19 protein-coding genes and 2 pseudogenes are annotated in these 21,940 nt (G+C 43.3%); 2 read left to right on the forward strand and 19 right to left on the reverse strand.

Annotated elements, in window-relative coordinates; all coding sequences use genetic code 11:
- Positions 1-93 precede the first annotated feature (93 nt).
- From DW085_RS04915 to DW085_RS04950, 8 genes are all read right to left on the reverse strand, one after another.
- On the reverse strand, positions 94-471 hold the full coding sequence (locus DW085_RS04915) for a TnpV protein (RefSeq protein ID WP_118472197.1): 378 nt from the start codon (positions 469-471) through the stop codon (positions 94-96).
- Between the two features lie 12 nt (positions 472-483).
- Positions 484-2,034, reverse strand: coding sequence for a MobA/MobL family protein (locus DW085_RS04920; RefSeq protein ID WP_243033934.1), 1,551 nt, complete (start codon positions 2,032-2,034; stop codon positions 484-486).
- 324 nt (positions 2,035-2,358) lie between these two features.
- Positions 2,359-2,586, reverse strand: a complete 228-nt coding sequence (locus DW085_RS04925; protein ID WP_118472198.1) for a DUF5348 domain-containing protein — start codon at positions 2,584-2,586, stop codon at positions 2,359-2,361.
- Positions 2,587-2,717: 131 nt separating this feature from the next.
- A complete protein-coding gene (locus tag DW085_RS04930; protein ID WP_118472199.1) occupies positions 2,718-2,960 on the reverse strand; it encodes a complexin-2 in 243 nt (80 codons plus the stop codon).
- 91 nt (positions 2,961-3,051) lie between these two features.
- Complete coding sequence (locus tag DW085_RS04935; RefSeq protein WP_118472200.1) at positions 3,052-4,206, reverse strand: AAA family ATPase; 1,155 nt, start codon at positions 4,204-4,206, stop codon at positions 3,052-3,054.
- Positions 4,203-4,526, reverse strand: coding sequence for a mobilization protein (locus DW085_RS04940; protein ID WP_118491646.1), 324 nt, complete (start codon positions 4,524-4,526; stop codon positions 4,203-4,205). The genes DW085_RS04935 and DW085_RS04940 overlap by 4 nt, the downstream gene beginning before the upstream one ends.
- Positions 4,504-5,604, reverse strand: a complete 1,101-nt coding sequence (locus tag DW085_RS04945; RefSeq protein ID WP_118472202.1) for a site-specific integrase — start codon at positions 5,602-5,604, stop codon at positions 4,504-4,506. Before DW085_RS04945 ends, DW085_RS04940 begins: the two co-directional genes overlap by 23 nt.
- A 17-nt stretch (positions 5,605-5,621) precedes the next feature.
- A complete protein-coding gene (locus tag DW085_RS04950; protein WP_118472203.1) occupies positions 5,622-5,804 on the reverse strand; it encodes a DNA-binding protein in 183 nt (60 codons plus the stop codon).
- 233 nt (positions 5,805-6,037) lie between these two features.
- Here DW085_RS04950 and DW085_RS04955 point away from each other — a divergent pair.
- Positions 6,038-6,561 (forward strand): annotated as a pseudogene (locus DW085_RS04955) (helix-turn-helix transcriptional regulator).
- A 422-nt stretch (positions 6,562-6,983) separates the two neighbouring features.
- On the opposite strand, the gene DW085_RS04960 reads toward DW085_RS04955, so the two are convergent.
- From DW085_RS04960 to DW085_RS04995, 8 genes and pseudogenes are all read right to left on the reverse strand, one after another.
- Positions 6,984-7,481, reverse strand: coding sequence for an aminoglycoside nucleotidyltransferase (locus tag DW085_RS04960; RefSeq protein WP_009247521.1), 498 nt, complete (start codon positions 7,479-7,481; stop codon positions 6,984-6,986).
- Between the two features lie 84 nt (positions 7,482-7,565).
- Positions 7,566-9,110: an ATP-binding cassette domain-containing protein gene (locus DW085_RS04965; protein WP_009247522.1), complete on the reverse strand. Its 1,545-nt coding sequence runs from the start codon at positions 9,108-9,110 to the stop codon at positions 7,566-7,568.
- A gap of 453 nt (positions 9,111-9,563) precedes the next feature.
- The gene (locus DW085_RS04970; protein ID WP_009247523.1) at positions 9,564-9,941 is read right to left on the reverse strand and encodes a TnpV protein; all 378 of its coding nucleotides are present in this window, start codon (positions 9,939-9,941) and stop codon (positions 9,564-9,566) included.
- A 26-nt stretch (positions 9,942-9,967) separates the two neighbouring features.
- Positions 9,968-11,106: pseudogene (locus DW085_RS04975) on the reverse strand (plasmid recombination protein).
- Positions 11,107-11,458: 352 nt separating this feature from the next.
- Positions 11,459-12,613 (reverse strand): AAA family ATPase, encoded by a 1,155-nt coding sequence (locus DW085_RS04980; protein WP_009247525.1) that lies wholly within the window; start codon positions 12,611-12,613, stop codon positions 11,459-11,461.
- Positions 12,603-12,938 (reverse strand): hypothetical protein, encoded by a 336-nt coding sequence (locus DW085_RS04985; protein WP_009247526.1) that lies wholly within the window; start codon positions 12,936-12,938, stop codon positions 12,603-12,605. The genes DW085_RS04980 and DW085_RS04985 overlap by 11 nt, the downstream gene beginning before the upstream one ends.
- A complete protein-coding gene (locus tag DW085_RS04990) occupies positions 12,928-14,019 on the reverse strand; it encodes a site-specific integrase (protein WP_009247527.1) in 1,092 nt (363 codons plus the stop codon). Before DW085_RS04990 ends, DW085_RS04985 begins: the two co-directional genes overlap by 11 nt.
- Positions 14,020-14,208 (reverse strand): transcriptional regulator, encoded by a 189-nt coding sequence (locus DW085_RS04995; RefSeq protein ID WP_009247528.1) that lies wholly within the window; start codon positions 14,206-14,208, stop codon positions 14,020-14,022.
- Between the two features lie 448 nt (positions 14,209-14,656).
- On the opposite strand from DW085_RS04995, the gene DW085_RS05000 reads away from it, so the two are divergent.
- A complete protein-coding gene (locus DW085_RS05000; RefSeq protein WP_009247529.1) occupies positions 14,657-15,187 on the forward strand; it encodes a helix-turn-helix transcriptional regulator in 531 nt (176 codons plus the stop codon).
- Positions 15,188-15,479: 292 nt separating this feature from the next.
- Here DW085_RS05000 and guaA read toward each other — a convergent pair whose 3' ends face one another.
- From guaA to DW085_RS05015, 3 genes are all read right to left on the reverse strand, one after another.
- Complete coding sequence (guaA, locus tag DW085_RS05005) at positions 15,480-17,021, reverse strand: glutamine-hydrolyzing GMP synthase (RefSeq protein ID WP_117796206.1); 1,542 nt, start codon at positions 17,019-17,021, stop codon at positions 15,480-15,482.
- Between the two features lie 666 nt (positions 17,022-17,687).
- The gene (uvrA, locus tag DW085_RS05010; protein WP_118472205.1) at positions 17,688-20,540 is read right to left on the reverse strand and encodes an excinuclease ABC subunit UvrA; all 2,853 of its coding nucleotides are present in this window, start codon (positions 20,538-20,540) and stop codon (positions 17,688-17,690) included.
- A 300-nt stretch (positions 20,541-20,840) separates the two neighbouring features.
- Positions 20,841-21,644 carry a formate/nitrite transporter family protein gene (locus DW085_RS05015; protein ID WP_182427373.1) on the reverse strand — a complete coding sequence of 268 codons (804 nt, stop codon included), beginning with the start codon at positions 21,642-21,644 and terminating at the stop codon, positions 20,841-20,843.
- Positions 21,645-21,940 lie beyond the last annotated feature (296 nt).

Here is a 21,940-nt window from a genome sequence, read left to right on the forward strand (position 1 = left end):
TCAACATCGCTTGCATAAAAATAGATTCTATATCTATTTTTTTAGATATAAAATCTATTTTTTCAGATTATATCATAATATTTAACCAGCGGTTTAATTTACTATTATTTCATGAAGTACAATTTCCTCCGCACAAGCCCAGATATTATTCATTCTCCCAACCCATGCCATCTGATCCTGCATCTTCAATTCTTCTGTTACTCCCTGTTCTTCTTTCATCTGCTCCACCAACCTGTCCATCATCTGATGACACTCCTCATCAATCTGGTGTAGATGCTCATTCAGTTTTCCGGCAAGTACCAGCTCCAGATACAGCCCTTTCCGATGTCCTTTTAAATACGTCCTTCGTAACATTCCATACTTCCCAATCGGATACTCCGTCTCCTCCGGGAGGTACAGGTCTGGATAATACAGACCGTCCTCTCCCAAAGTATAGCTGATTCCGTTTTCTCCCATAATGTGTTTCTCCATGATTTTGTCCTCCTATCTTGCCCCTAGGTCCTTACTCTGGCTTCGGGTGCGTTGCATGTTTTTCTGTTCCTGCTCTATTTTCTTTCTGTTTGCTGCCAGCTTTTCCCTGACACCATGTGGCTGTGGCTCTGGCTCTTTTCCGGTTTCCTGTTTCCATTGTGCGATTGCCTTCTGATACTGACTATACTCGGGCTTTGCAGTTTTGAAGTCTTTCAGAAATTCCTGTACATTTCTATAGCCGACTTTCTGTACAATCTTCGGAAGATAATCTTTCATGTTCCTGATCTGGCTTGTCAGATCGTCAATTTCTTCCTGTAATTCTTTTTTCTTTCTTCCTTTAAACCAGCCTTTGATCTCAGACAGTTCTTTTTTCTTTGCAGAACGCTGTTTCTCTTTCTTATAAATTGCATTATTCTGCTGTTCCAGTTCATTGTAAATCTTATAGAATCTCGGATATTTTGATGCCATTCTTGTCATTTCCGGCTGTTTCGGTTCTGGCAATCTTTCCACTGGCTCGTTAATTTCTGCTTCTGTTCGCCCTGTTTCTGGCATTACGGTCCGCATTTCAGAAACATCTGTTTTCTGTAATTCTTCTTTCTGTTCCAATGATTCCTTATACTTTTTCACAAGTACGCTTTCTATCATCAGTTCCAATGCCTCAATCGCCATCGTAACAACTTTTGCAAATAAGTTTGGTTTTCTTCCTTTCCGGGAAATTGCACTCTTGATTGGTTCTGAAATCCTTTTTTGTTTCACTTCCATAATCTGTGGTTCTGGAATGCCACTGATCAGTGCCATATCAACTGCCCGATTCCATTCCTGGCGTTTCCGATTATTCGCTTCGATTTCCGATGCCTTAGGATTACACTTTCCAATTTTCTTTGTTGCAAGATAAACACTGCCACGTTGAAATACCTGCAGCTTCTGGTTTTCATCTTTCATATAAAGATTAATCAGATCAGTATAGGAACGCTTCACTTCATCCAGGAAAGAATTGCTTTTAAACCGTTCATCTTTAACTGTAAACAACTTCTTCTCATAAATCTCGCCCTTCTTTACAATGTGACAGCCTTCCCGGATTTCTCCGTCTTCTCCTAATATTTCTTTCTTGGTTCGGACATGTTTTCCATTTTCATCATAAAACATATTTCTACTGGCAGTCTTAATGATTGGTTCATCCAATAGCCTCCGTTCTGCAAATATCAAATGAATGTGATAATTGGTCTTTCTTTTATTGTGGTGCAAAGCAGCGATACACTCCGCTCCATAATTCTGTTTAAAATGATTTGTAAAAAGCTGCAGCAGTCTGTCCGGCTGATATTCTGTAAAACTCTCTGGCAAAGCAATGATCAATTCTCTTGCCTCAATACATTTTCCTTCTGTTCCACTTTTTGCAAATTCTTCCTGATTACATTTTGCAAGTTCCCGCCAGAATTTCCGTTCTGTGGTTTCATAAACCGCATAAAGGTTTTCCTGTTTTGCATGACTGGATATATAAGTGATCCTGCCTTTTACATTGCTTAGTTTTGTCATTTGAATAAATGAGTTTCTTCCGATAGGCACTCCCTCCTTGTCTCCGGCAAAGTAAATTCTGCTATATTTTTTGTGAGTGGATGCTCAGGCATTCGTTTACGAACTTATTGCCGTATCCGGCATTTTAGCTCCCGGCAGCGAAATACCCTTGAGCATAAAACACATTTTTGTGCGATGGGTGTATTTCGCTCTCAAGCGCCGAGGGCTTTGATAAATACTGCCTGTAACAACTACTGTCCGGCTTATGCTTTTCATCTTGGGCGTATCCGCCCAGTTTTTATGCCCGTATCCGGGCTATTTTTTCTTTCTGACAACAGATTATCTATTTCGCTTTCTTCTATTTCCCTGTCAGATTTAATCTGGTATTCTTGCCCGAATATATTCCAGATCTCCGCAGTATGGTGTTCCTACCAGATACCATTCTCTCGCCAGATTCATTTCCATTCTTGTCTGTACCCACTGGTCGTCCACCAGTACTTCCATACATTCTCCGCAATGAAATCCTGTATCAATCCACAAATCCATTACCAGTAATCCATATCTACCATTTTCACAGTTATATCCTAATCTTCCTTCTCTCATTGCATCGTTCTCCTTTATCCATCATTTTCCGGGTTTCCAACACACTTTCGACTTCACATTCCAGACTTCTCCTTGTCTGCTATCTACAGGTGCGTGTCACGCTCCTGTTATAAAGTAATCAAGCAGAATTGTTACCAGCGAAAACTCTCCGGTACTCCGCATTTATCCAAATATTCCTGCCTTGCCTTTTCCCGTTCTTCCTCTGTTGCTGCTGTTTTAAAAGTTGTATAAAGCTCTCGTTTTACCATGCTGTCCAGCTTTTCCATCAATGCTTTTTCAATTTCCGGTAAATAATCTTCATTTCCGGCAAGATGGTACTGAAACAGAGCTAACAGCAAATCTTTTGGTATCTGTACCTGCGTTTTTTTCTCCATATTTTTCCTTTCCGTGACGGTCGTGACGATAGTGACGATATTTTCACTACCGACACGCTATCTAAAATACCGTCACAACCGTCACATATCGTCACGCTGTTGTTCCTACAAAAGTCAGTCTGATTTTTCTTCCATCATGTCCTCGCTCTGTTTTATACTGGATTCCATATTCCAGAAGCAGTCGTTCCAGGCTGACATTCAATTTTCTTGATAATGCGTTAGGCTGCATCTCTACCTGCAGAAGTTTTACCAGTTCCGTTGCTGTTCCCGTCCATTCCGGCTGTTCGTCTGTTACCAGTTCTTTGATTTTTTCAAGCAATGGATCTTCTGGTTCTTTCCAAAGTTCTGTTTCTGTTTTAGTTAATTCCCAGACGCATCTTTCTCGATTAAAATTCAAGTACAGCTTCTGATCCTGTTGGTCTCTTCCTGCCACCTCCAAAACTGCCTTGTTATCTGTCCGTTTTTCTTTCTGCATGACGAATGCTCCATCCGCCGCTCCCAGCAGTCCATTCGTACCGGAAATCATATCAAAGCTGTCTGAGGATTCCATTTTTCTTGTGTGATGCACCACCAGAAAGCAGATTCCATAATGGTCACTGAATGCTTTCAGCTTCGTCACAATCTCATAGTTGCTGGCGTAGCTGAATTTATCTCCACCAACCTCCCGGACTTTTTGAAGCGTATCAATAATAATGAGCCTTGCGTCCTTATGCTCTGTTACAAACTGCACAAGCTGTTGTTCCAATCCGGCATTTAATGATTTGGACTTTGTAGCAAAATAAAAGTTCTCACTGCCTTCCATTCCGAACATCTGTGATAATCGTTTCTGCAACCTTGCATAATCGTCTTCCAGTGCCAGATACAGAACCGTTCCCTGTCTCACCGAAAATCCCCACAATGGAATTCCTTTACTAATGTGATACCCAATCTGTGCCATAAAGAAAGATTTTCCAATTTTCGGTAAACCTACAAACAGATACGTTCCGTTATACAAAAGTCCATCTACGATTGGCAGCTTTGGCGGATATGCCGTATCATACAATTCCATCATAGAAACTGTTTCCAGTTCATCCGGATTCCTTTTATTTACTGATTTTGCTGTATTTTCCGCATTATTTGTGGCTTGCAGATTGCCCTTACCGGGCAAATCTGCTATACTTTGGTTAGTTAATTTATTACTTGATGGCTGTTCCACATCTGCGCCAACAGATGTTACCGGAACAGTCATTTTTTCTTTTGCTGTCATTCCTTTTCCCCTTTCACTCCGTTTAAGATTTCTGCAAACAATCGCAGGGTACTCAGCAATTCCTCATTCTCATCACTGCACTTTTCCAGATGTTTCAGCTCGTCATAAATCTCTGCCATCTGATTTCGCAATGCTTTATACACTCTTGGATTTCCCTGTACCACAATTTCCCGATCAGTTAATCGTTTTGTGATATACTCCTGCTTGCTGAGTCCTGACAACCGGACACATGCATCAATCTGCTCTGCTTCTTCCGGTAATACCCGGAATGCTACGATTTTGTTTCTCCATCTTCCTTTACTGTCCAGATTTTTCTCCATTTGATTTTTCCATCCTTTCAATATCCAGCTGTTCTGCCATCTGTGTCTGCTCACTTGGAAACAGATGTGCATATCGGTAAGTGATATCAATGCTCTCATGTCCCATTCGGTCTGCGATTGCTAATACCGTAAATCCCATATTGATTAATAACGATACATGGGAATGTCTCAAGTCATGCACTCGAATTCGTTTCACCCCAGATATTTTTGAGCCTCTGTTCATTTCATGATGCAGATAAGATTTGGAAATTGTGAAAATCCGTTCGTCCTCTTTCGGCTCATACAGCATTTTCAGATAATCCTGCATCTCATCACACAAAAACTGTGGCATCTTAATGGTTCGATTACTTTTTAATGTCTTTGGCGGTGTAATCACATCTTCCCGATGCAGTCTCTGATAGGACTTGTTAATCCGTAGTGTATGCGTTTCAAAATTGAAATCTGCTGGTGTAATTGCTAATAACTCGCCCATGCGAAGCCCACACCAATAAAGTATTTCAAACGCATAATAGGAAACAGGCTTATCCATCATGACATCTGCAAATTTCAGATATTCTTCTTTTGTCCAGAACAGCATTTCCCTGTGTTCCTCTTTTCCCATATTTCCGGCTTTCTGTGCCGGATTAGATGGAAGATGATAAAAATTTACTGCATGATTGAAAATAGCACTTAACTGACTGTGAATTTTCTGCAGATAAGCAGCGGAATACGGTTTTCCATTTGGCTGACGGATCGCTAGCAGTTCATTCTGCCATACAATAATATCTCTTGGCTCAATTTCCCCCATCTTACGCTTTCCGAAATAAGGAAGAATTTTAGTTCTGGCAATATTTGTCTTCGTTCCCCAGGTGTTATCACGAATTCGATTTTGCATATCCTCCACATAAATCTCGTAAAAGCTTTCGAAGGTCATATCCAGTTTGGCTTCTTTCTTCAGCAGTAGCTCTCGTTCCCACATCTGTGCTTCTCGTTTTGTAGGAAATCCTCTTTTCGACGACTGGTGTGTTTCCCCTGTCCAATCAGTATAACGATAGACCACTCGCCACTTTCCAGTGGCATTATCTTTGTAAATACTCATACAAATTCTCCTCTCTCTTACACTTCGCTGTAACATACTTTTTTGCGGAAATAATTGGTGTTTACTCTGCCAGCTACCGTAAGATAACCCAGCTTCTGTAATTCATCATTTAACTGTTTGACAATCTTATAAGCATAAGACTTGGAAACTCCCAGATCCGCTGCAACTTCTTCTACTGTCATAAAAGTTCTGTTCGTCACATCGCATCTCTCCTCTCTATATTAACGTAATTTGTTTAAGCTATTGCATTCGCATAATACTAAACATTTTAATTTAAGTCAAGTGATTTTATGAGAATATTAAATTTTTTTGTTTAAGTTCTTCTTGCTATCCGAAAGTGCTCATGCTATACTGAACCTAAACAGAATTGTTTTATTTTCTATCACAATTAATTATGACAACACGAATGACTACTATAAGGAGGCAAACAAAAATGGCAATCGGACAACGTATCAAATATTTTCGTAACCGCATCGGCATGACACAAAAGCAACTCGGAGAACAACTGGGATTCATGGGAAAAACCTCAGATGTCCGCATGGCTCAGTATGAATCTGAAGCCAGAGTTCCTAAGATTGATCTTGTAAAACAAATGTCTCAGATCTTTGGTGTCAACACACATGCTTTAACCGTGCCCGATATTGATACCCATATAGGCTGATGCATACACTATTTGCACTGGAAGATATGTATGATCTGAAGGTAAAAAATGTAGATGGACAACCTCATCTCTGCCTTGACTCTTCCATATCTGCTCCCGGCTCATCTGTCGATGAAATGTTTCGTGCATGGATGGAACAAGCTGACAAACTGGAAAACGGTGAAATCAGCAAGGAAGAATATGATGAATGGAGATATAAGTACCCGGAACTGGATACTTACCAGAAACGTGCCAAGGTACCATCTCAGGAGCTGAGTAATTACCTCGTAAAAGAATTGACTAAAAAAGAAAAATAAAAGAAGAGACTAGAAAAACCTTACCGATATTCAGTTTTTTTACTTCTGAAAATCAGTAAGGTTTCTTTATATACGTTATGAAATAAAATTTATATCTTTTGAATAATTACAAAATGTTGCCATTTTGTTGCCAATCACTAAGCAAATTTGCTTGCAACCCGCATAAATACTGGTTTCTCGTGACTGTGTGGACTATTCAAACTCTACAAAGACTAACGCTTTTTGTTTAGGAATTATTCTCTGTAATGTTTCTCGTTCTTTTGATTATTTGATATATCCATATTATCCTGCCTATACGAGCTAATGTTATCATTTTGTTATCGGCATTGATAACACCTACTCGATAACTGTGGATAATAACTATATGTAGCATGTCAAATTATAAGCTATTTTGCTTAGAGATTCAACACAAAACTGAAATTTTACTTTTCCTTATATTCATCTGGTATTGCTATTTGAAATGTTTCACACAACAGCATCACATCATGCACATCATTTTTATCGTGTTCATATCCCAAATGAAGCATTACCTGACTCAATGGTTCAATACAAGAAACAGTTATATCTCCAACTTTTCCAATACCGGAAAAAGTTTTTGATGGAAATATATCTCCCTCATAAACAATTCCGTCATCTGTAAATTCAAAACAATGTAAATCAATGATTCTTTGTTTATCATCTTTCCAGACAGTATGACCATCCGTTGTATAATCAGTATTTACTTCCTCAAATCCATGCTGCTTAATCACATAAATATAATCATGATAATGTTTCAGTTCAACAAACAAATCAATATCATTGTGTATTCTTGATTCTCTTTTAAGAAGTGCATCAACACCCCATCCGCCATCTAAATATACTTTAATTTCGTTTTGCAAAGCATATTTTATAATTTCACATGCATCTTCTGTACGTACCATAATCTATCCTCCAAATTCAAATCTTTGTATGCTTTCCAACTCACTAAAAGCCTGAAATTTGTCAGTCTTTCATCCTTTTTGTTATCAATCACCAATTAGCTGTAATCCATTAGGATTTAGCTGATATATTTTATCGCACACCTCTTCAATATACTTTCTATCGTGAGAAATGCTAATGACAGCCCCCGGAAATTCTCGGAGCATTTTTCTTATTACCGGACCGGACAATGGTGAAAAATTTCTTGTCGGTTCATCCAGAATAAGAACATTTGCACCACTTAAGCTCATCCTCAAGAGAAGCACTTTCGCCTTTTGTCCGCCTGATAACTCCCGAATCGGATGCTCCATTTCATCTGGTGTGTATTTAAGTGAACCAAGGTATGTTCTAATTCTTGTACGCTCTTCTTTATCTCCTGTTTTATCAAGGTAATCAACCGGTGTAACATCCAAATCCAGCAGGTCTTCATAAGTTTGAGGCATATATTCTGCTTTAATGTCATTCCGATTTAGGAGTTCTTCCGCTATCTTTTTTAGAAGAGTCGTTTTTCCTGCCCCGTTGGCTCCTATCATACAGATTTTTTCTGAACCTTTTATTTTTAAATGAATTCCTTCTGCTAAAATTCTTTTGCCATCCGGAGTCACAAGCTTTGAAAGTTCATATTCTATGACCGTTTTTCCTGCGGGAATGTGTGAGTTTTCATCCCCTAATTTGACAAAGATTGCTTCTTCCTGTTCCGGCATCTGAGTCATATTTTCATCTTCTTTTTCAAATCTTCGTTCCATTGCCTTAACCGTATGCATTTTGTCCTTTAAGTTTTTGGCAACAGACGGTGCTTGTCTGGTACAACTTCTTAATGCACCTTGTACACTCTGCATAACTCTTTGATATTTTTCATCGCGAATCTTTTTCTCCCTACGGTCACTCAGTGCCCGCTGTTTTTGGATTTCAAATTTATGAAGCCGTTCTTCCACATAGCGTCTATAGGGAAGCTTTGCCACGGTATATCTCGCCTTTGTTTTTCGTATAATCTGCTCGATATGTATCACCATGTTGGCAGTACGCTCTATCAGCGTTTCATCGTGTGAAATAAAAAGCACAATGTGCTTCCAGTCATTTATGATTTTTTCCAGTAATGTAAGCGTCGCAATGTCGATGTCATTGGAAGGTTCGTCCAACAACAGCACAGAAACATCGCGAATGAAAAGCCTCATAAGTTGTGTCTTGACTTTTTCGCCTCCTGAAAGACTACCCATTGTCTGGTTACTGTAGAAAAAATCATTTTTCATTCCAAATTTTCCCGCAATAACAGACAATTCTTTAGGCGTTTTCTCCCAGAATATTTCCTCTTCAGAAAAATATTCGTATATTGTTTTTTCCTTATCTTCATCGAGCATCTCCTGCGGAAGATAACCAAGACGTTCGTGTCCCATTATCCTTTCCCCATCTGCTTCTATATAGTTTTCTACAAGCGACGGATTGTATATCCACTTCATTAATGTCGATTTCCCATTTCCCTCTTCTCCAATAATAACTGCCTTATCTCCATCATTTAGCACAAGGTTGAAATCATTAAGAATTATTCTCAGGTCTTTTTTATGTGTTAAATTTAATTTTTTTATCTGCAACATTAAAGTTTCTCCTTTTCGAAGTCTGAGCCAATTATTATTTTGAACACACAAAAACGAGTCTTTTTTGCATACGCAAAAATAGACTCGCTAAATAGACCCTTATTTCTTTTCCAAAAGGAAAACAAAGGAAATGCCTCTTGCGATAATCCAACTTAAGCGTACACAAAACAAACCTATTCTCTACAGGCTCAATAACTATATGTGTCTTACTTAAATCAAATTATCTATTAATCATTTCCTCACCTTACACAAAATGTGCCTTTCTTTCTTCTAATGGCAATACTATCATACTGTATTTTTTGTGTCAATACATTTCACCTTATGGAAGTGCAAATTAAAATTTTCACTTCCTAATTATACATCCAACCATTACGAAATTCAATCTTTCACAACCTCTTTACAACCACAACCACAGCACTCCAGCAAACGCAGGAGCACCATACCGTAAAACGCTTATGTGTAAATCAACTCCGTTCCTACAACTTCCCTCACACAAGCCTGAATATTATTCATTCTTCCAATCCATTCGTAGGGATTATCTTTCTTTAATTGTTCCGTCACATCTTGTCTGTCGGCATATTCCTTTACCAGTCGAAGAAACATATCCTCTGCTTGCTTATCGACTTCTGCAAGATAACTATGCAGCTTTCCGCTTGTCAGCAGGTTCATATATAACACTTTATAGTGTTCCTTTAAATGCCTTGCATGTCGTTTCCCCCATAAACCAATCGGCTCTATTTCTTCTTCGGCTGGTACTGTGATGTTCGGCAATAAATAATCACCCACCTGTCTATAAGTTCCGCCCATTTCTTCAAAAATTGTCTTTGTCATTTTCCTTTTCCTCCTGTGATTTTTGTCTATCGTGATCGTGTATTATCACGCTTGCGACCTTTAACTGTTCTTGCCTGCTCCAACAAATCATCTATCTGTTTGCGACCAAAAACCTTACGGAGCAGGCTGTAATCTTTATTTTCTGCTTTTAGGATTTTGTTTTCTTCGGTCAATCTTTCATTGACTTTCTCCAAACGCTGATTGGTGCGGTATAACTGTGCATTCGCTGTATTCAGCCTATGATAGTTGTCCCACCCCTCAAAGCAGCGGGCAAGCACCGTTTTGACAAGTTGCTTCAATTTCCTTACAACCGGCTCTGCCATTTTGGTTTATATGCCTTTGCAGTCATAAATTTCTCTGGTTCTGGCAACTGATATTTCGGTGCAGTATCAAGCTCTATTTCAAGATTTGACAGCTCGTCTTTTGCCTTATCATAGTTCAATACTCGTTCCGACAACACATCAAATTCAATCTGTTTCTGCTCGATTTTCGCACCTAATGCCGCCACTTCTTTTTCTCTTTCCTGCTTTTTATAATCCAAAACAGAAAGATGTTTTTCGTGTGTGCCTAAATGTTCCCACTCAATCCCATAACGTTCCATCACCGCCGCAAGCTGTTCTTTTTCGGACTGTATCCATTGCGACCACTCCGTATCGCCACGACTGCCGCCCTTAAAACCTTGCGTTGCAAGAGCCTGCTTTAGTGACACTCTTGTATCAAGTCCACGCTTGCTGCCTGTGGTAAAAGGTACAAAATCTATGTGCAGATGTGGTGTAGCTTCATCCATATGCAGATGAGCCGAGAACACCCGAAGCTGTGGATTTCGCTCCTGAAAACCCTGATAGTATTCATCTAAAATCTGCTTTGCCAGTTCTCCGTTTTCCGTATCGGCGTTCATATTTCCCTTACCGCCCACCTGTAAAATGATTTCGTGGAACGGTTTTTCCTGCTTGGAACTTCGGATTTTTTCATAATAATCTTTTATCTTTCGGTCTGACCTTATCTGCTTGGCATTGTATCTTTCCAATGCTTCATCAAACAATTCGTGATAAACTGTCTTTATATTTTCATTGCAGTAGTCGATATTGAGATGAGTACGAGTTCCGTCTACATTTTCTGCTCGGAACTTTCGGCTATTGTGATTGACCGAGCCTTTACCGACCATTGCACTTATCGTTCTCTGCATTTTTTCATCTCCCATCTGTAAATTTCAACATTCTCAGGTTTGTTACTTTTGTCAAAAGTAACGCAAAAGCACTTTTGACGGGTACACCCATCAAAAATGCGACCTGTAAACAGGTTTTGCGCTCCGAAGGCTCTCCGAGGGGTGAGCGTGTGCCGGTGGCACACACGCCTGCGAACCGACCGAGCCAGCAGGCGAGACCAAAGAGCCGCCTTTGAAAAGGCACTCTCTGCACACTCCCCTAAACTTTATCCGGTGTCAAAGTGTGACGATGGTGACAATGTTTTTCACAGCGTGCTGCTCTCAAAAACATTGACACCTTTGACACCGTTTGTCACGCCGTCTGCTCGGTTTCTTTCCAAAGTGAAACCTTTCTTCCGTCGTGTGTGCGGCTGTTCTGATAACGGATACCGTAATCACGAAACAGCCTGCTTGCGTTGATACTGAGCCTTAAAGAAAGTACATTCGGCTTTATATCCACCGCAAGCCTTTCGCAAAGTTCCGAAGCAGTTCCTTCCCATCTGTCACTTTCCGAAAAGAGCGTATCCGCTATCTTCTCAAGCAGAGGTTCGGGCGGTTCTTTCCACATCTCCGTTTCCGATTTTGCAAAGTTCCACACCAATCGCTCGCTGTCCCTTACAAGATGGATTTTCATATCCTGCTGGTCTCTGCCAGCAACATCAAGTGTGGCATTGTTGGAAGTACGCTTGTCCTTACTGAGAACAAATGCACCGTCTGCCGCACCCATCAGACCATTCGTGCCTGAAATCATATCGAATATATCTTCCGATTTTTGTTTGCGTGTATGATGAACAATAAGCATTGAAACCTTGTAACTGTCTGCCAACGCTTTCAGCCTTGCCACAACATCATAATCACTTGCGTAGCTGTAATCTGCTCCGCCTGCTTCACGCACACGCTTTAAGGTGTCTATGATAATCAAGCCTGTGTCTGGGTGTTCCCTCATAAACCCTCTTATCTGTTCTTCCAGTCCGCCATTGACCGTTTTACATTCCGTTGCGAAATACAGATTGCCTGTCTCCTTTGCACCGAACATCTGAAACAATCGCTTCTGCAAACGTGGGTAATCATCTTCAAGGGCAAAATAAAGCACCGTTGCCTTACGCACCTTATACTCCCAAAGCGGTGTGCCTGTGCTGATATGATAGGCAAGCTGTGCCATCATAAAGCTCTTTCCCACTTTCGGGGAACCTACGAAAAGGTAAGTTCCCCTTTGGAGCAGACCGTCGATAAGTGGTGTCTGAACCTCAAACACCGTATCATACAGCGTTGTCATTGATACTGTTTTCAGATAGGAAGGGTCTAACTGTCTGAGTATTTCCCTTTGCATTTCTTCAAAAGATTGCTCGTACCCCTTGAAATCCGTATCCTGATTGACTATACTATTGTCAGTACATTTGGAAAGTGACTGTTCCGCATCTGTTGCCGCAGATACATTTGGAATAGTCATTTCTTTTTTATTCTCCATTCGCATCCTCTCCTTTCAAACCGCCGAGAATAATGGAAATCAGTTCTATTACACTCAGCAGTTCATCATCCACACCTTTTCCTGCTTCAATCCTTTTCAGTTCCGCAAGGACTGTGGCAAATTCCGTTTTCAACGCCTTATACACTCTCGGATTGCCCTGTACCACCACATCCTGATTTAAGCAACGGCGGTAACAATACTCCTGTTTTGGCAATCCTGATAGAGCTACAGCTCTGTTAATGAGTTCGTTTTCTTCGGGCGATACTCGAAACCCTACTGTGATATTCCTCCAACGATTTTTGTTATCTCTGTTCTTAGCTGACATTTTCAAAATCTCCTTTCCCTAAATCATCTAATTTTTCTGCCATCTCAATCTGCTTTGACGGAAAGAGGTGTGCGTACTGATAAGTAATATCAATACTTTCGTGACCAACTCGGTCAGCAATCGCCACCGCAGAAAAGCCCATATCAATCAAGAGTGAAATGTGGCTGTGACGGAGATCGTGAATGCGGATACGCTTCACGCCTGCCGCCTTTGCCCCTCTGTCCATCTCGTGATGAAGATAGCTTTTCGTCACCGTAAAGATACGGTCTTTCTTCTTCAATCCGTAAAGCATACCGAGATATTCTTTCATTTCCTCACACAGAAACTTCGGCATTTTAATCGTGCGGTTGCTCTTTTTCGTTTTCGGAGAAGTAATCACATCCTGCCCTTTCAAACGCTGATAGGATTTATTGATTGTGACTGTTTCCTTATCAAAGTTGAAATCTGCCGGAGTCAAAGCTAACAGCTCGCCCTCTCGGATACCGCACCAGTAAAGCATTTCAAACGCATAAAAGGAAACAGGCTTGTCCATCATCTCAAAAGAGAATTTCTTGTATTCTTCCTTTGTCCAGAACAGCATTTCCTTGTGTTCCTCACGTCCCATATTTCCCACCTTTGCCGCAGGATTGGAACGCAGTTCATAGTAGCGGACAGCGTGATTGAAAATGGCGGACAACTGATTGTGCAGCGTTTTCAGATACGTCTGTGAATAAGGCTTTTTCTTCTCATCACGATAGGCAAGCATTTCATTCTGCCAAGTAATAATCTCCTTTGTGGAAATCTCGCTGATTTTCAGTTTCCCGAAATACGGAAGTATCTTTGTGCGTATGATATGCTCTTTGGTAAGCCACGTGTTTTCCTTCAAACGGTTCTTCACATCATTGATATAAAGCTCCGTAAAGGCTTCAAAACTCATATCAAGGTCTGAAGAAGTCTGCAATTTGAACATTCTTTCCCATTCCTGTGCTTCTCGTTTGGTAGCAAAGCCACGCTTGCATTTCTGCTTGCGTTCCCCTTTCCAGTTCACATACCTTGCCATCACATACCAAGTACCGTTATCTTCATTCTTAAATACCGGCATTTACATTTCCCCCTTTCCTGCTCCGTAGAGCCTTTCGTAAAAATACTGGCGATTTACACGCCCTGCAATCGTAATAAAGCCCTTTGCTTTCAATTCCTCATTTAATTGTCTGATGAGTTTATATGCATAAGGTTTTGATACGTTTAGTTCCTGAGCCACATCTTCGGCTCGGATAAATCTGTTTTCCATATCCTTTTTCTTCCTTTCTTAAAATAATTTTTTGCTTGCCGCTTTCTCCGTGTTAAAGTTCCAACAGGCACTCCTGCTTGTCGGCAGGCGCTGTGCTGTCCCAATGCACCGCAGTACATCAGGCGCTCGCTCGTATAGGGGTTCCCGAAAAGTCGGAGACTTTTGGGGAAGAGGAGGAGCAGTGCAGCGAATGAGCTTTTGTGCTTGCACACAAGCGAACGATACGGAACTTGCTCCGACGAGGTCTTGGCGGTTTGGCTTTTCGGACGGTCATTCAGTTGTCGCATTAAGCATATTTGTTTAATTCGTAATTTATTTTACTAAACATATTTGCTATTGTCAAGTGGTTGCAAAGAAAATATTAAGCATTTTTGTTTCGGTTTTTCTTGACTTCCACTAAACATTTCTGCTATACTTATTTCACTAAATATAAAAGGAGCGTATCATTATGGCTATCAGCGAAAGAATACATTTTTTCAGACTAATGCGTGGTATGACACAAAAGTATCTCGGTACAGCAATCGGTTTTCCAGAAAAGAGTGCTGATGTGCGTTTGGCACAGTACGAAACTGGTACACGCAAACCGAAAGCAGACCTTACAAATGCATTGGCACAGGTGCTTGATGTTTCTCCACAGGCTCTTGATGTTCCTGACATAGACAGCTATATCGGTCTTATGCACACTCTGTTTACCCTTGAAGATATTTACGGTCTTACTGTCAGTGAAGCAGACGGAGAGGTATGCTTAAAGGTCAACAAGGACAAAGGCAGAGAAGCATATGAACTCCTCAAAATGCTGTATGCTTGGAAAGAACAGGCAGACAAGCTATCTTCCGAAGAAATCAACAGAGAAGAATACGATAACTGGCGTTACCATTATCCAGAGTTCGACACCACACAGCGTTGGGCAAAAGTTCCATCACAGGAATTAAGTGACGCTCTCGTGGAAGCATTCAAAGACCACTTGAAAGATAAATAAGCACCTACAGGACCTGCCACTGGCAGCTCCCTACAGATGCTTTGGCAACGACAAAAAAGCCCTTAACTATGGTTATTAACCACAGCTAAGGGCTTAGTTTATAATATGGAATTTGTTCAGAGCCAAGCTCCGAACTTTAGTCTGCAAGCCACCTGTTAATTGTTCCGTTACCCATAAACCACTGGATAACAAGAATAATGGCACTTGCTATGACTGTTATCAATTTGTTATCAAAAGACTAATCGAAATCGCTGAAACCCGCATAAACACTGGCTTTTTTAAGCAACTCGATTTATTCAAACTCAATCGTAGCCGGCGGTTTCCCCGTACAATCATACAGTACGCGGTTTACACCTTTTACCTCATTGACAATTCGGCTTGTGACTTTTCCAAGTACTTCCCACGGAAGTTCTGCGGATTCTGCGGTCATGAAGTCGGATGTGAGGACGGCACGAAGTGCGATGGCATAGTCATAGGTTCTGACATCGCCCATGCAGCCTACGGAACGCATATTGGTCAGGGCTGCAAAGTACTGACCGAGTGTGCGGTCGATACCTGCTTTTGCGATCTCCTCGCGGTAGATAGCGTCTGCATCCTGTACGATGCGTACCTTCTCTGCGGTTACCTCACCGATGATACGAACGCCAAGTCCCGGACCCGGGAACGGCTGACGGTATACCAGATTTTCCGGAATACCAAGCTCCAGACCGGCGCGGCGGACCTCATCTTTAAACAGCATACGCAGCGGCTCGATGATCTCCTTGAAATCTACGTGTTCCGGAAGTCCGCCTACGTTGTGGTGGGACTTGATAACAGCGGATTTTCCAAGACCGGACTCAATTACATCCGGGTAAATCGTACCCTGTACGAAGTAATCTACTTTGCCAATCTTCTTTGCTTCTTCCTCAAATACGCGGATGAACTCTTCGCCGATGATCTTACGCTTGCGCTCCGGATCGGTTACACCTGCCAGCTTGTCGTAGAAACGCTGCTGTGCATTGACACGGATGAAGTTCAGCTTGTACGGACCGTTCGGACCAAATACTGCCTCTACCTCGTCACCCTCGTTTTTACGAAGCAGACCGTGATCGACGAATACGCAGGTCAGCTGGTCGCCGATCGCTTTCGCCATCAGGACGCCTGCTACGGAAGAGTCTACACCGCCGGACAGAGCCAGAAGGGCACGACCATTTCCTACTTTTTTACGGATTTCTTCGATGGATTTCTCTACGAACGCATCCATCTTCCAGTCACCTGCACAATGGCAGACACTGTATACGAAGTTATGCAGCATCTTGGAGCCTTCCTGTGTATGAAGTACCTCCGGATGTGCCTGAATGCCGTACCAGCCTTTTTCTTCATTTTCCATACCTGCAATCGGGCAGACCGGAGTATGGGCTGTCACACGGAAACCTTCCGGCATCTTGGAAATATAGTCGGTATGGCTCATCCAGCATATGGTCTTCGGGGATACACCCTCATACAGCTTAGATGTTGTGTCTACCTCTACCTCAGTCTTTCCGTATTCACTGACCGGTGCTGTGGCAACCTCGCCACCTAACAGGTAGGACATCAGCTGTGCGCCATAGCAGATACCCAGTACCGGGATTCCCAGATCAAAGATTTCCTTTGAACATCTCGGAGATTCCTCCTTGTATACACTGTTCGGTCCGCCGGTGAAAATGATACCCTTCGGGTTCATCTCTTTGATTTTTTCCAGCGGCAGGGTGTAAGGATGAACCTCACAATATACGTTGCACTCTCTTACTCTTCTGGCAATCAACTGATTGTACTGTCCGCCAAAGTCCAGTACAATGATCATCTCTTTCTCCACGAGTATTCCTCCTATAATTTTATGCTGCGATCCGTACTTCATCAACTTGTAGCTTCGAATCAACTTCCAGGATTTATGGTCACACGCTTGCACAACATGTGAACTGTAACAGTCATACTGCTGCCGCAGGTAATCACTCCGTTCCAGCCCCATCGCCGCCAATCGAAAAATAACCGTCGCAATCTGTTCAGCAGCTATACCACGTTCTCTTCCTGTCAATTCCTGTAACTTTTATTATAAAATACCCGGCAATTAAAGACAAGCCATTTTTACGGTATTTTCAGGCACTTTTTCCAGAAAAATGCTTTTCGATTCAATTCAAGTCGAACATCCGTGAGACTTGGCGCGTGATTCTGGTCAGCGAAGCATCGGCAAAATCCGCTATCAGTATGATATCGTACGGAATTTTCAGTGCAGAAAATTCCTATCCGCAAGTAAAAATGCATATTCTATGCAGAATCACTGCGCATCCTCGCGGAGCGTTTATCTCAATCGGAGACCTAACTCCCACTGAGACAAATTTGTTATTACTCGCACCTAAAGAGGTGGGGGCTTCTCAACTGAGAGCAAAGGATGAGAATTATTATACTATTTGCATTGTGCAGATATGCACACCCTGCGCTTTCATCTCGGTAATTGAATTGCCGAGGATTCCCGCTTATTGTCCTAAACATTTAAATATTTCTTCACATACTTCCCCGTATACGATCCCGGCGTCGCTGCCACCTCTTCCGGTGTTCCTTTCGCAATCACGGTTCCGCCGCCCTCGCCGCCTTCCGGTCCGATGTCGATCAGGTAGTCAGCAGTTTTGATGACATCCAGGTTATGCTCAATGACAACCACGGTATTTCCACCATCCGACAAACGTCTTAATATCTCAATCAGACGGTGTACGTCGGCAAAATGAAGTCCCGTAGTCGGTTCGTCCAGAATATAGATCGTCTTGCCGGTTCCACGCTTGCTCAACTCCGTCGCCAGCTTGATTCGCTGGGCTTCGCCGCCGGACAGCTCGGTGGATGGCTGTCCCAGACGGATATAGGAAAGTCCTACATCGTAGAGTGTCGCAATCTTCCGGTGTATGGACGGCACATTTTCGAAGAATTTCATCGCCTCCTCGACCGTCATATTGAGGACATCATAGATGCTTTTCCCCTTATATTTGACCTCCAGCGTTTCCCGGTTATAGCGCTTGCCGCCGCAGACCTCACACGGCACATAGATATCCGGCAGGAAATGCATCTCGATCTTGATGATGCCGTCGCCGGAGCACGCCTCACAGCGCCCGCCTTTTTTATTGAAGCTGAAACGTCCTTTATTGTAGCCTTTTGCCTTGGCATCCGTAGATGCCGCAAACAGATCCCGGATCAGATCAAATGCCCCCGTATAGGTTGCCGGATTGGAACGCGGCGTCCGCCCGATCGGAGACTGGTCGATCGCGATAATCTTATCAAGCTGCTCGACGCCCTCGATGGATTTATGTTTTCCCGGAATCGTGTGTGCTCGGTTCAGCTTCTTTGCCAACGCTTTATAAAGAATCTCATTGACAAGTGAGCTCTTTCCCGAACCGGAAACGCCGGTGACGCAGGTCATCACGCCCAGCGGGAATTTGACGTCAATATTTTTAAGATTATTTTCCGCTGCGCCTTTCACCGTCAGCCAGCCGGCCGGTTTTCTCCGCTCGGACGGCACCGGAATCTGAATGCGCCCGCTCAAATATGCGCCGGTGATCGATTTTTCATTTTTCATGATCTCTTCCGCTGTGCCGATCGCCACGACCTCGCCGCCGTGTTCGCCCGCGCCCGGACCGATGTCCACGATACAGTCTGCCGCGCGCATCGTATCCTCGTCATGCTCAACCACCAGAACTGAATTTCCCAGATCCCGCAGGTGTTTCAGGGTATCCAGAAGCTTGTCGTTGTCCCGCTGGTGAAGTCCGATACTCGGCTCGTCCAGAATATATGCCACACCGACCAGACCGGATCCGATCTGGGTTGCCAGGCGGATTCGCTGCGCCTCGCCTCCGGACAGCGTGCCAGTCGCACGCGACAGGGAAAGATATTCCAGACCGACATTGATAAGAAAGCTGATTCTCGCCCGAATTTCTTTCAAAATCGGTGCACCAATCGCCTGCTGCATCGGCGTCAGCTCCAGCGCATCGATAAATTCGCGGAATTTGACGATCGACATATCGGTCGCCTCGAAAATATTTTTCCCACCAACCGTGACTGCCAGAGATTCCTTCTTTAATCGCTGCCCCTTGCAGGCTGGACACGGCGTGATCCGCATAAATGTCTCATATTCCGCCTTCATTGAATCAGAGAACGTCTCACGGTATTTGCGGTTCATGCTCTGAATCAACCCCTCAAAGGCAATATCATAAATTCCCTCGCCACGCTGTCCACGGTAATACACCTTCACAACCTTGCCGCCGGTTCCGTAAATTAAAATATCATGGATCTCCTTCGGATAATCTTCAAACGGGGTATCCAGACTGAAATCGTATTCTTTTGCCAATGCATTTAAGATCGCGCCGGAAAAGCTCGTTTTGTCCGTGCAGGACTGCCATCCCATCGCCGTGATCGCACCCTGATTGATGCTCAGGCTCTTGTCTGGAATCATCAGATCCTCGTCAAACTCCATCTTATATCCCAGACCGAAGCAGTCCGGGCACGCACCAAATGGGTTGTTGAAAGAGAAGCTGCGCGGCTCGACCTCATCCACGCTGATACCGCAGTCCGGGCAGGAAAAATTTTGGCTGAACGTCAGGGTATCGTGCTTTTCTTCGCCGTTTTCATCCCGCACCGCCGTATCGGTCAGCATCAGACCATTGGAGAGACCCATGACCGTTTCAATCGAATCCGAAAGGCGTTTCTCAATCCCCGGCTTGACCACCAGGCGATCGACCACAATCTCAATATTGTGCTTGATATTTTTATCCAGCGTGATCTCCTCGGAAAGCTCGTATAAGCTGCCGTCCACCCGCACACGGACATAGCCGCTCTTCTTTGCCTGCTCCAGCACTTTCTCGTGGCGTCCTTTCCGCCCGCGTACGACCGGGGCAAGAAGCTGGATCTTTGTGCGCTCCGGCAGCGCCATGATCTGGTCAACCATCTGATCGACCGTCTGGCGGCGGATCTCACGACCGCACTTCGGGCAATGCGGAATACCGATCCGTGCGTACAAAAGACGCATATAATCATAGATCTCCGTCACTGTGCCGACCGTCGAACGCGGATTCCGGTTCGTCGATTTCTGGTCGATAGAGATCGCCGGAGACAAGCCCTCGATGCTCTCGACATCCGGCTTTTCCATCTGACCTAAGAACTGACGCGCATAGGACGACAGGGACTCCATATACCGCCGCTGCCCTTCGGCATAGATCGTGTCAAATGCCAGAGATGATTTACCCGAACCAGAAAGTCCGGTCAGGACAACCAGCTCATTTCTCGGAATATCAATGGAAATGTTTTTCAGATTGTGCTCATTGGCACCTCGTATCTTTATATATTGCTTCGCCATATCTGTACCTCAATTATCATTGACTCTGCTCTGTTTTATCATGTCGCTGCTGACTTATTTTATAGTCATTATAGTCACAGTCTTCCCTGTAATTATGCTTAGTATAACACATTCCAAAAGTCTTTGCAAACATTTGTTCTGTTTGATAAAATTGAATCAGCTAAACATAGATATTCCTTGGGAATAGAAGTCAAACTTTTCATCAATTCTAATACAAAAAGGGCACCTCCGCCCGACTCCAAACCTAACATGGAGACCAGACAAAAATACCCTTTCGCCCTATTTCATTTTTTCACGCATTCATTTTATTTCACGATTTTTCGTTCCCCGAAGATACACCAGCCAGTACCCGCCTCCAATCACCAGCATCCCGCCGATCATATTTCCGATCGTAGCCGGAATCAGATTATTGAGAATAAAGGTTCCGATCGTCAGCCCTTCCGCTGCCAGACCGTACTCGCCCATGATCATCAGCCCCGCCGGGATGTAAAACATATTGGCGATGCAATGCTCGAAGCCGCAGAGAATGAAAATCGCCACCGGCGGATAAAGCGCCAGAATTTTGCCAGATACCTGCTCGGAGCTCATCGCCGCCCAGACTGCAATACAAACCAGCACATTACAGAGGATCGCACGGCACAGCACCTCCGGCAGAGTCAGGGTCACCTTGGAAACGGCTGTATTCAGAAGAACCTGCGCCAGATCGCCACCGTACAGGCTTGGAATATGCCCGTAGACAAATAAAACCGCCACAAAGATCGCGCCAATCAGATTTCCCAGATAGACAAACAGAAGATTTTTAAACAGCCCGCCCACGGAAATCCGTTTCTGCAGCGCCGAGATCGTCATCAGGCAGTTCCCAGTGAAAAGTTCCGCCCCGGTGCAGACCACCAGCGCCAATCCTGCCGGGAATACGAGTGCCGAAGCAATCCGCGATGCCGAGGCATTTGTCATTGCTGCCGAGGCAACCGACGCCCCTGCGCCTGCCAGCGCGATGAACATTCCGGCGAAAAAGCCGAGTATCAGCATATGAGACACCGGAAGTTCCGCCTTTTTTCTGCCCGTCTCCACATAATTTTCTGCAATCTGTTTCGATGCAATCATAGATTTTCCTCCCATCAGCCTTTCTATGTCCGAAATTCATTTTTCAAATTCTTCCTTTTATCTTCTGAATTTCCGAACCTGCCACATCGTTTTATAACCTTTCCTTCCATTTCAAACAGAAAAAGACGGTTTTCGTCCGATCTTTCTGTTCTATCCCTTTAAAATCTTTGACAAACAACCGTCTTTTCTATTATTTCTATATCATTTCTGATGTCGTCCTATCATCTCAAGCCGCCATCTGACATCACCTATCAAGGGCTTCCCTTATTATTTCATGTGACTACTTTTTGCAGCCC

It is taken from the genome of Clostridium sp. AF50-3, from assembly GCF_003477445.1.
In the GTDB taxonomy this organism is placed as follows: Bacteria; Bacillota; Clostridia; order Lachnospirales; family Lachnospiraceae; genus Otoolea; species Otoolea fessa.

What these genes read in the sequence shown, in the direction of transcription:
- DW085_RS04940 (WP_118491646.1), bottom strand. Translation starts at nt 4,526, where the DNA reads ATGGAGAAAAATCTGGACAGTAAAGGAAGATGGAGAAACAAAATCGTA.
- DW085_RS04995 (WP_009247528.1), bottom strand. Translation starts at nt 14,208, where the DNA reads ATGGAAAACAGATTTATCCGAGCCGAAGATGTGGCTCAGGAACTAAAC.
- DW085_RS04935 (WP_118472200.1), bottom strand. Translation starts at nt 4,206, where the DNA reads ATGACAGCAAAAGAAAAAATGACTGTTCCGGTAACATCTGTTGGCGCA.
- DW085_RS04985 (WP_009247526.1), bottom strand. Translation starts at nt 12,938, where the DNA reads ATGTCAGCTAAGAACAGAGATAACAAAAATCGTTGGAGGAATATCACA.
- uvrA (WP_118472205.1), bottom strand. Translation starts at nt 20,540, where the DNA reads ATGGCGAAGCAATATATAAAGATACGAGGTGCCAATGAGCACAATCTG.
- DW085_RS05015 (WP_182427373.1), bottom strand. Translation starts at nt 21,644, where the DNA reads ATGATTGCATCGAAACAGATTGCAGAAAATTATGTGGAGACGGGCAGA.
- DW085_RS04945 (WP_118472202.1), bottom strand. Translation starts at nt 5,604, where the DNA reads ATGAGTATTTACAAAGATAATGCCACTGGAAAGTGGCGAGTGGTCTAT.
- DW085_RS04990 (WP_009247527.1), bottom strand. Translation starts at nt 14,019, where the DNA reads ATGCCGGTATTTAAGAATGAAGATAACGGTACTTGGTATGTGATGGCA.
- DW085_RS04960 (WP_009247521.1), bottom strand. Translation starts at nt 7,481, where the DNA reads ATGGTACGTACAGAAGATGCATGTGAAATTATAAAATATGCTTTGCAA.
- DW085_RS04915 (WP_118472197.1), bottom strand. Translation starts at nt 471, where the DNA reads ATGGAGAAACACATTATGGGAGAAAACGGAATCAGCTATACTTTGGGA.
- DW085_RS05000 (WP_009247529.1), top strand. Translation starts at nt 14,657, where the DNA reads ATGGCTATCAGCGAAAGAATACATTTTTTCAGACTAATGCGTGGTATG.
- DW085_RS04925 (WP_118472198.1), bottom strand. Translation starts at nt 2,586, where the DNA reads ATGAGAGAAGGAAGATTAGGATATAACTGTGAAAATGGTAGATATGGA.
- DW085_RS04965 (WP_009247522.1), bottom strand. Translation starts at nt 9,110, where the DNA reads ATGTTGCAGATAAAAAAATTAAATTTAACACATAAAAAAGACCTGAGA.
- DW085_RS04970 (WP_009247523.1), bottom strand. Translation starts at nt 9,941, where the DNA reads ATGACAAAGACAATTTTTGAAGAAATGGGCGGAACTTATAGACAGGTG.
- DW085_RS04980 (WP_009247525.1), bottom strand. Translation starts at nt 12,613, where the DNA reads ATGGAGAATAAAAAAGAAATGACTATTCCAAATGTATCTGCGGCAACA.
- DW085_RS04930 (WP_118472199.1), bottom strand. Translation starts at nt 2,960, where the DNA reads ATGGAGAAAAAAACGCAGGTACAGATACCAAAAGATTTGCTGTTAGCT.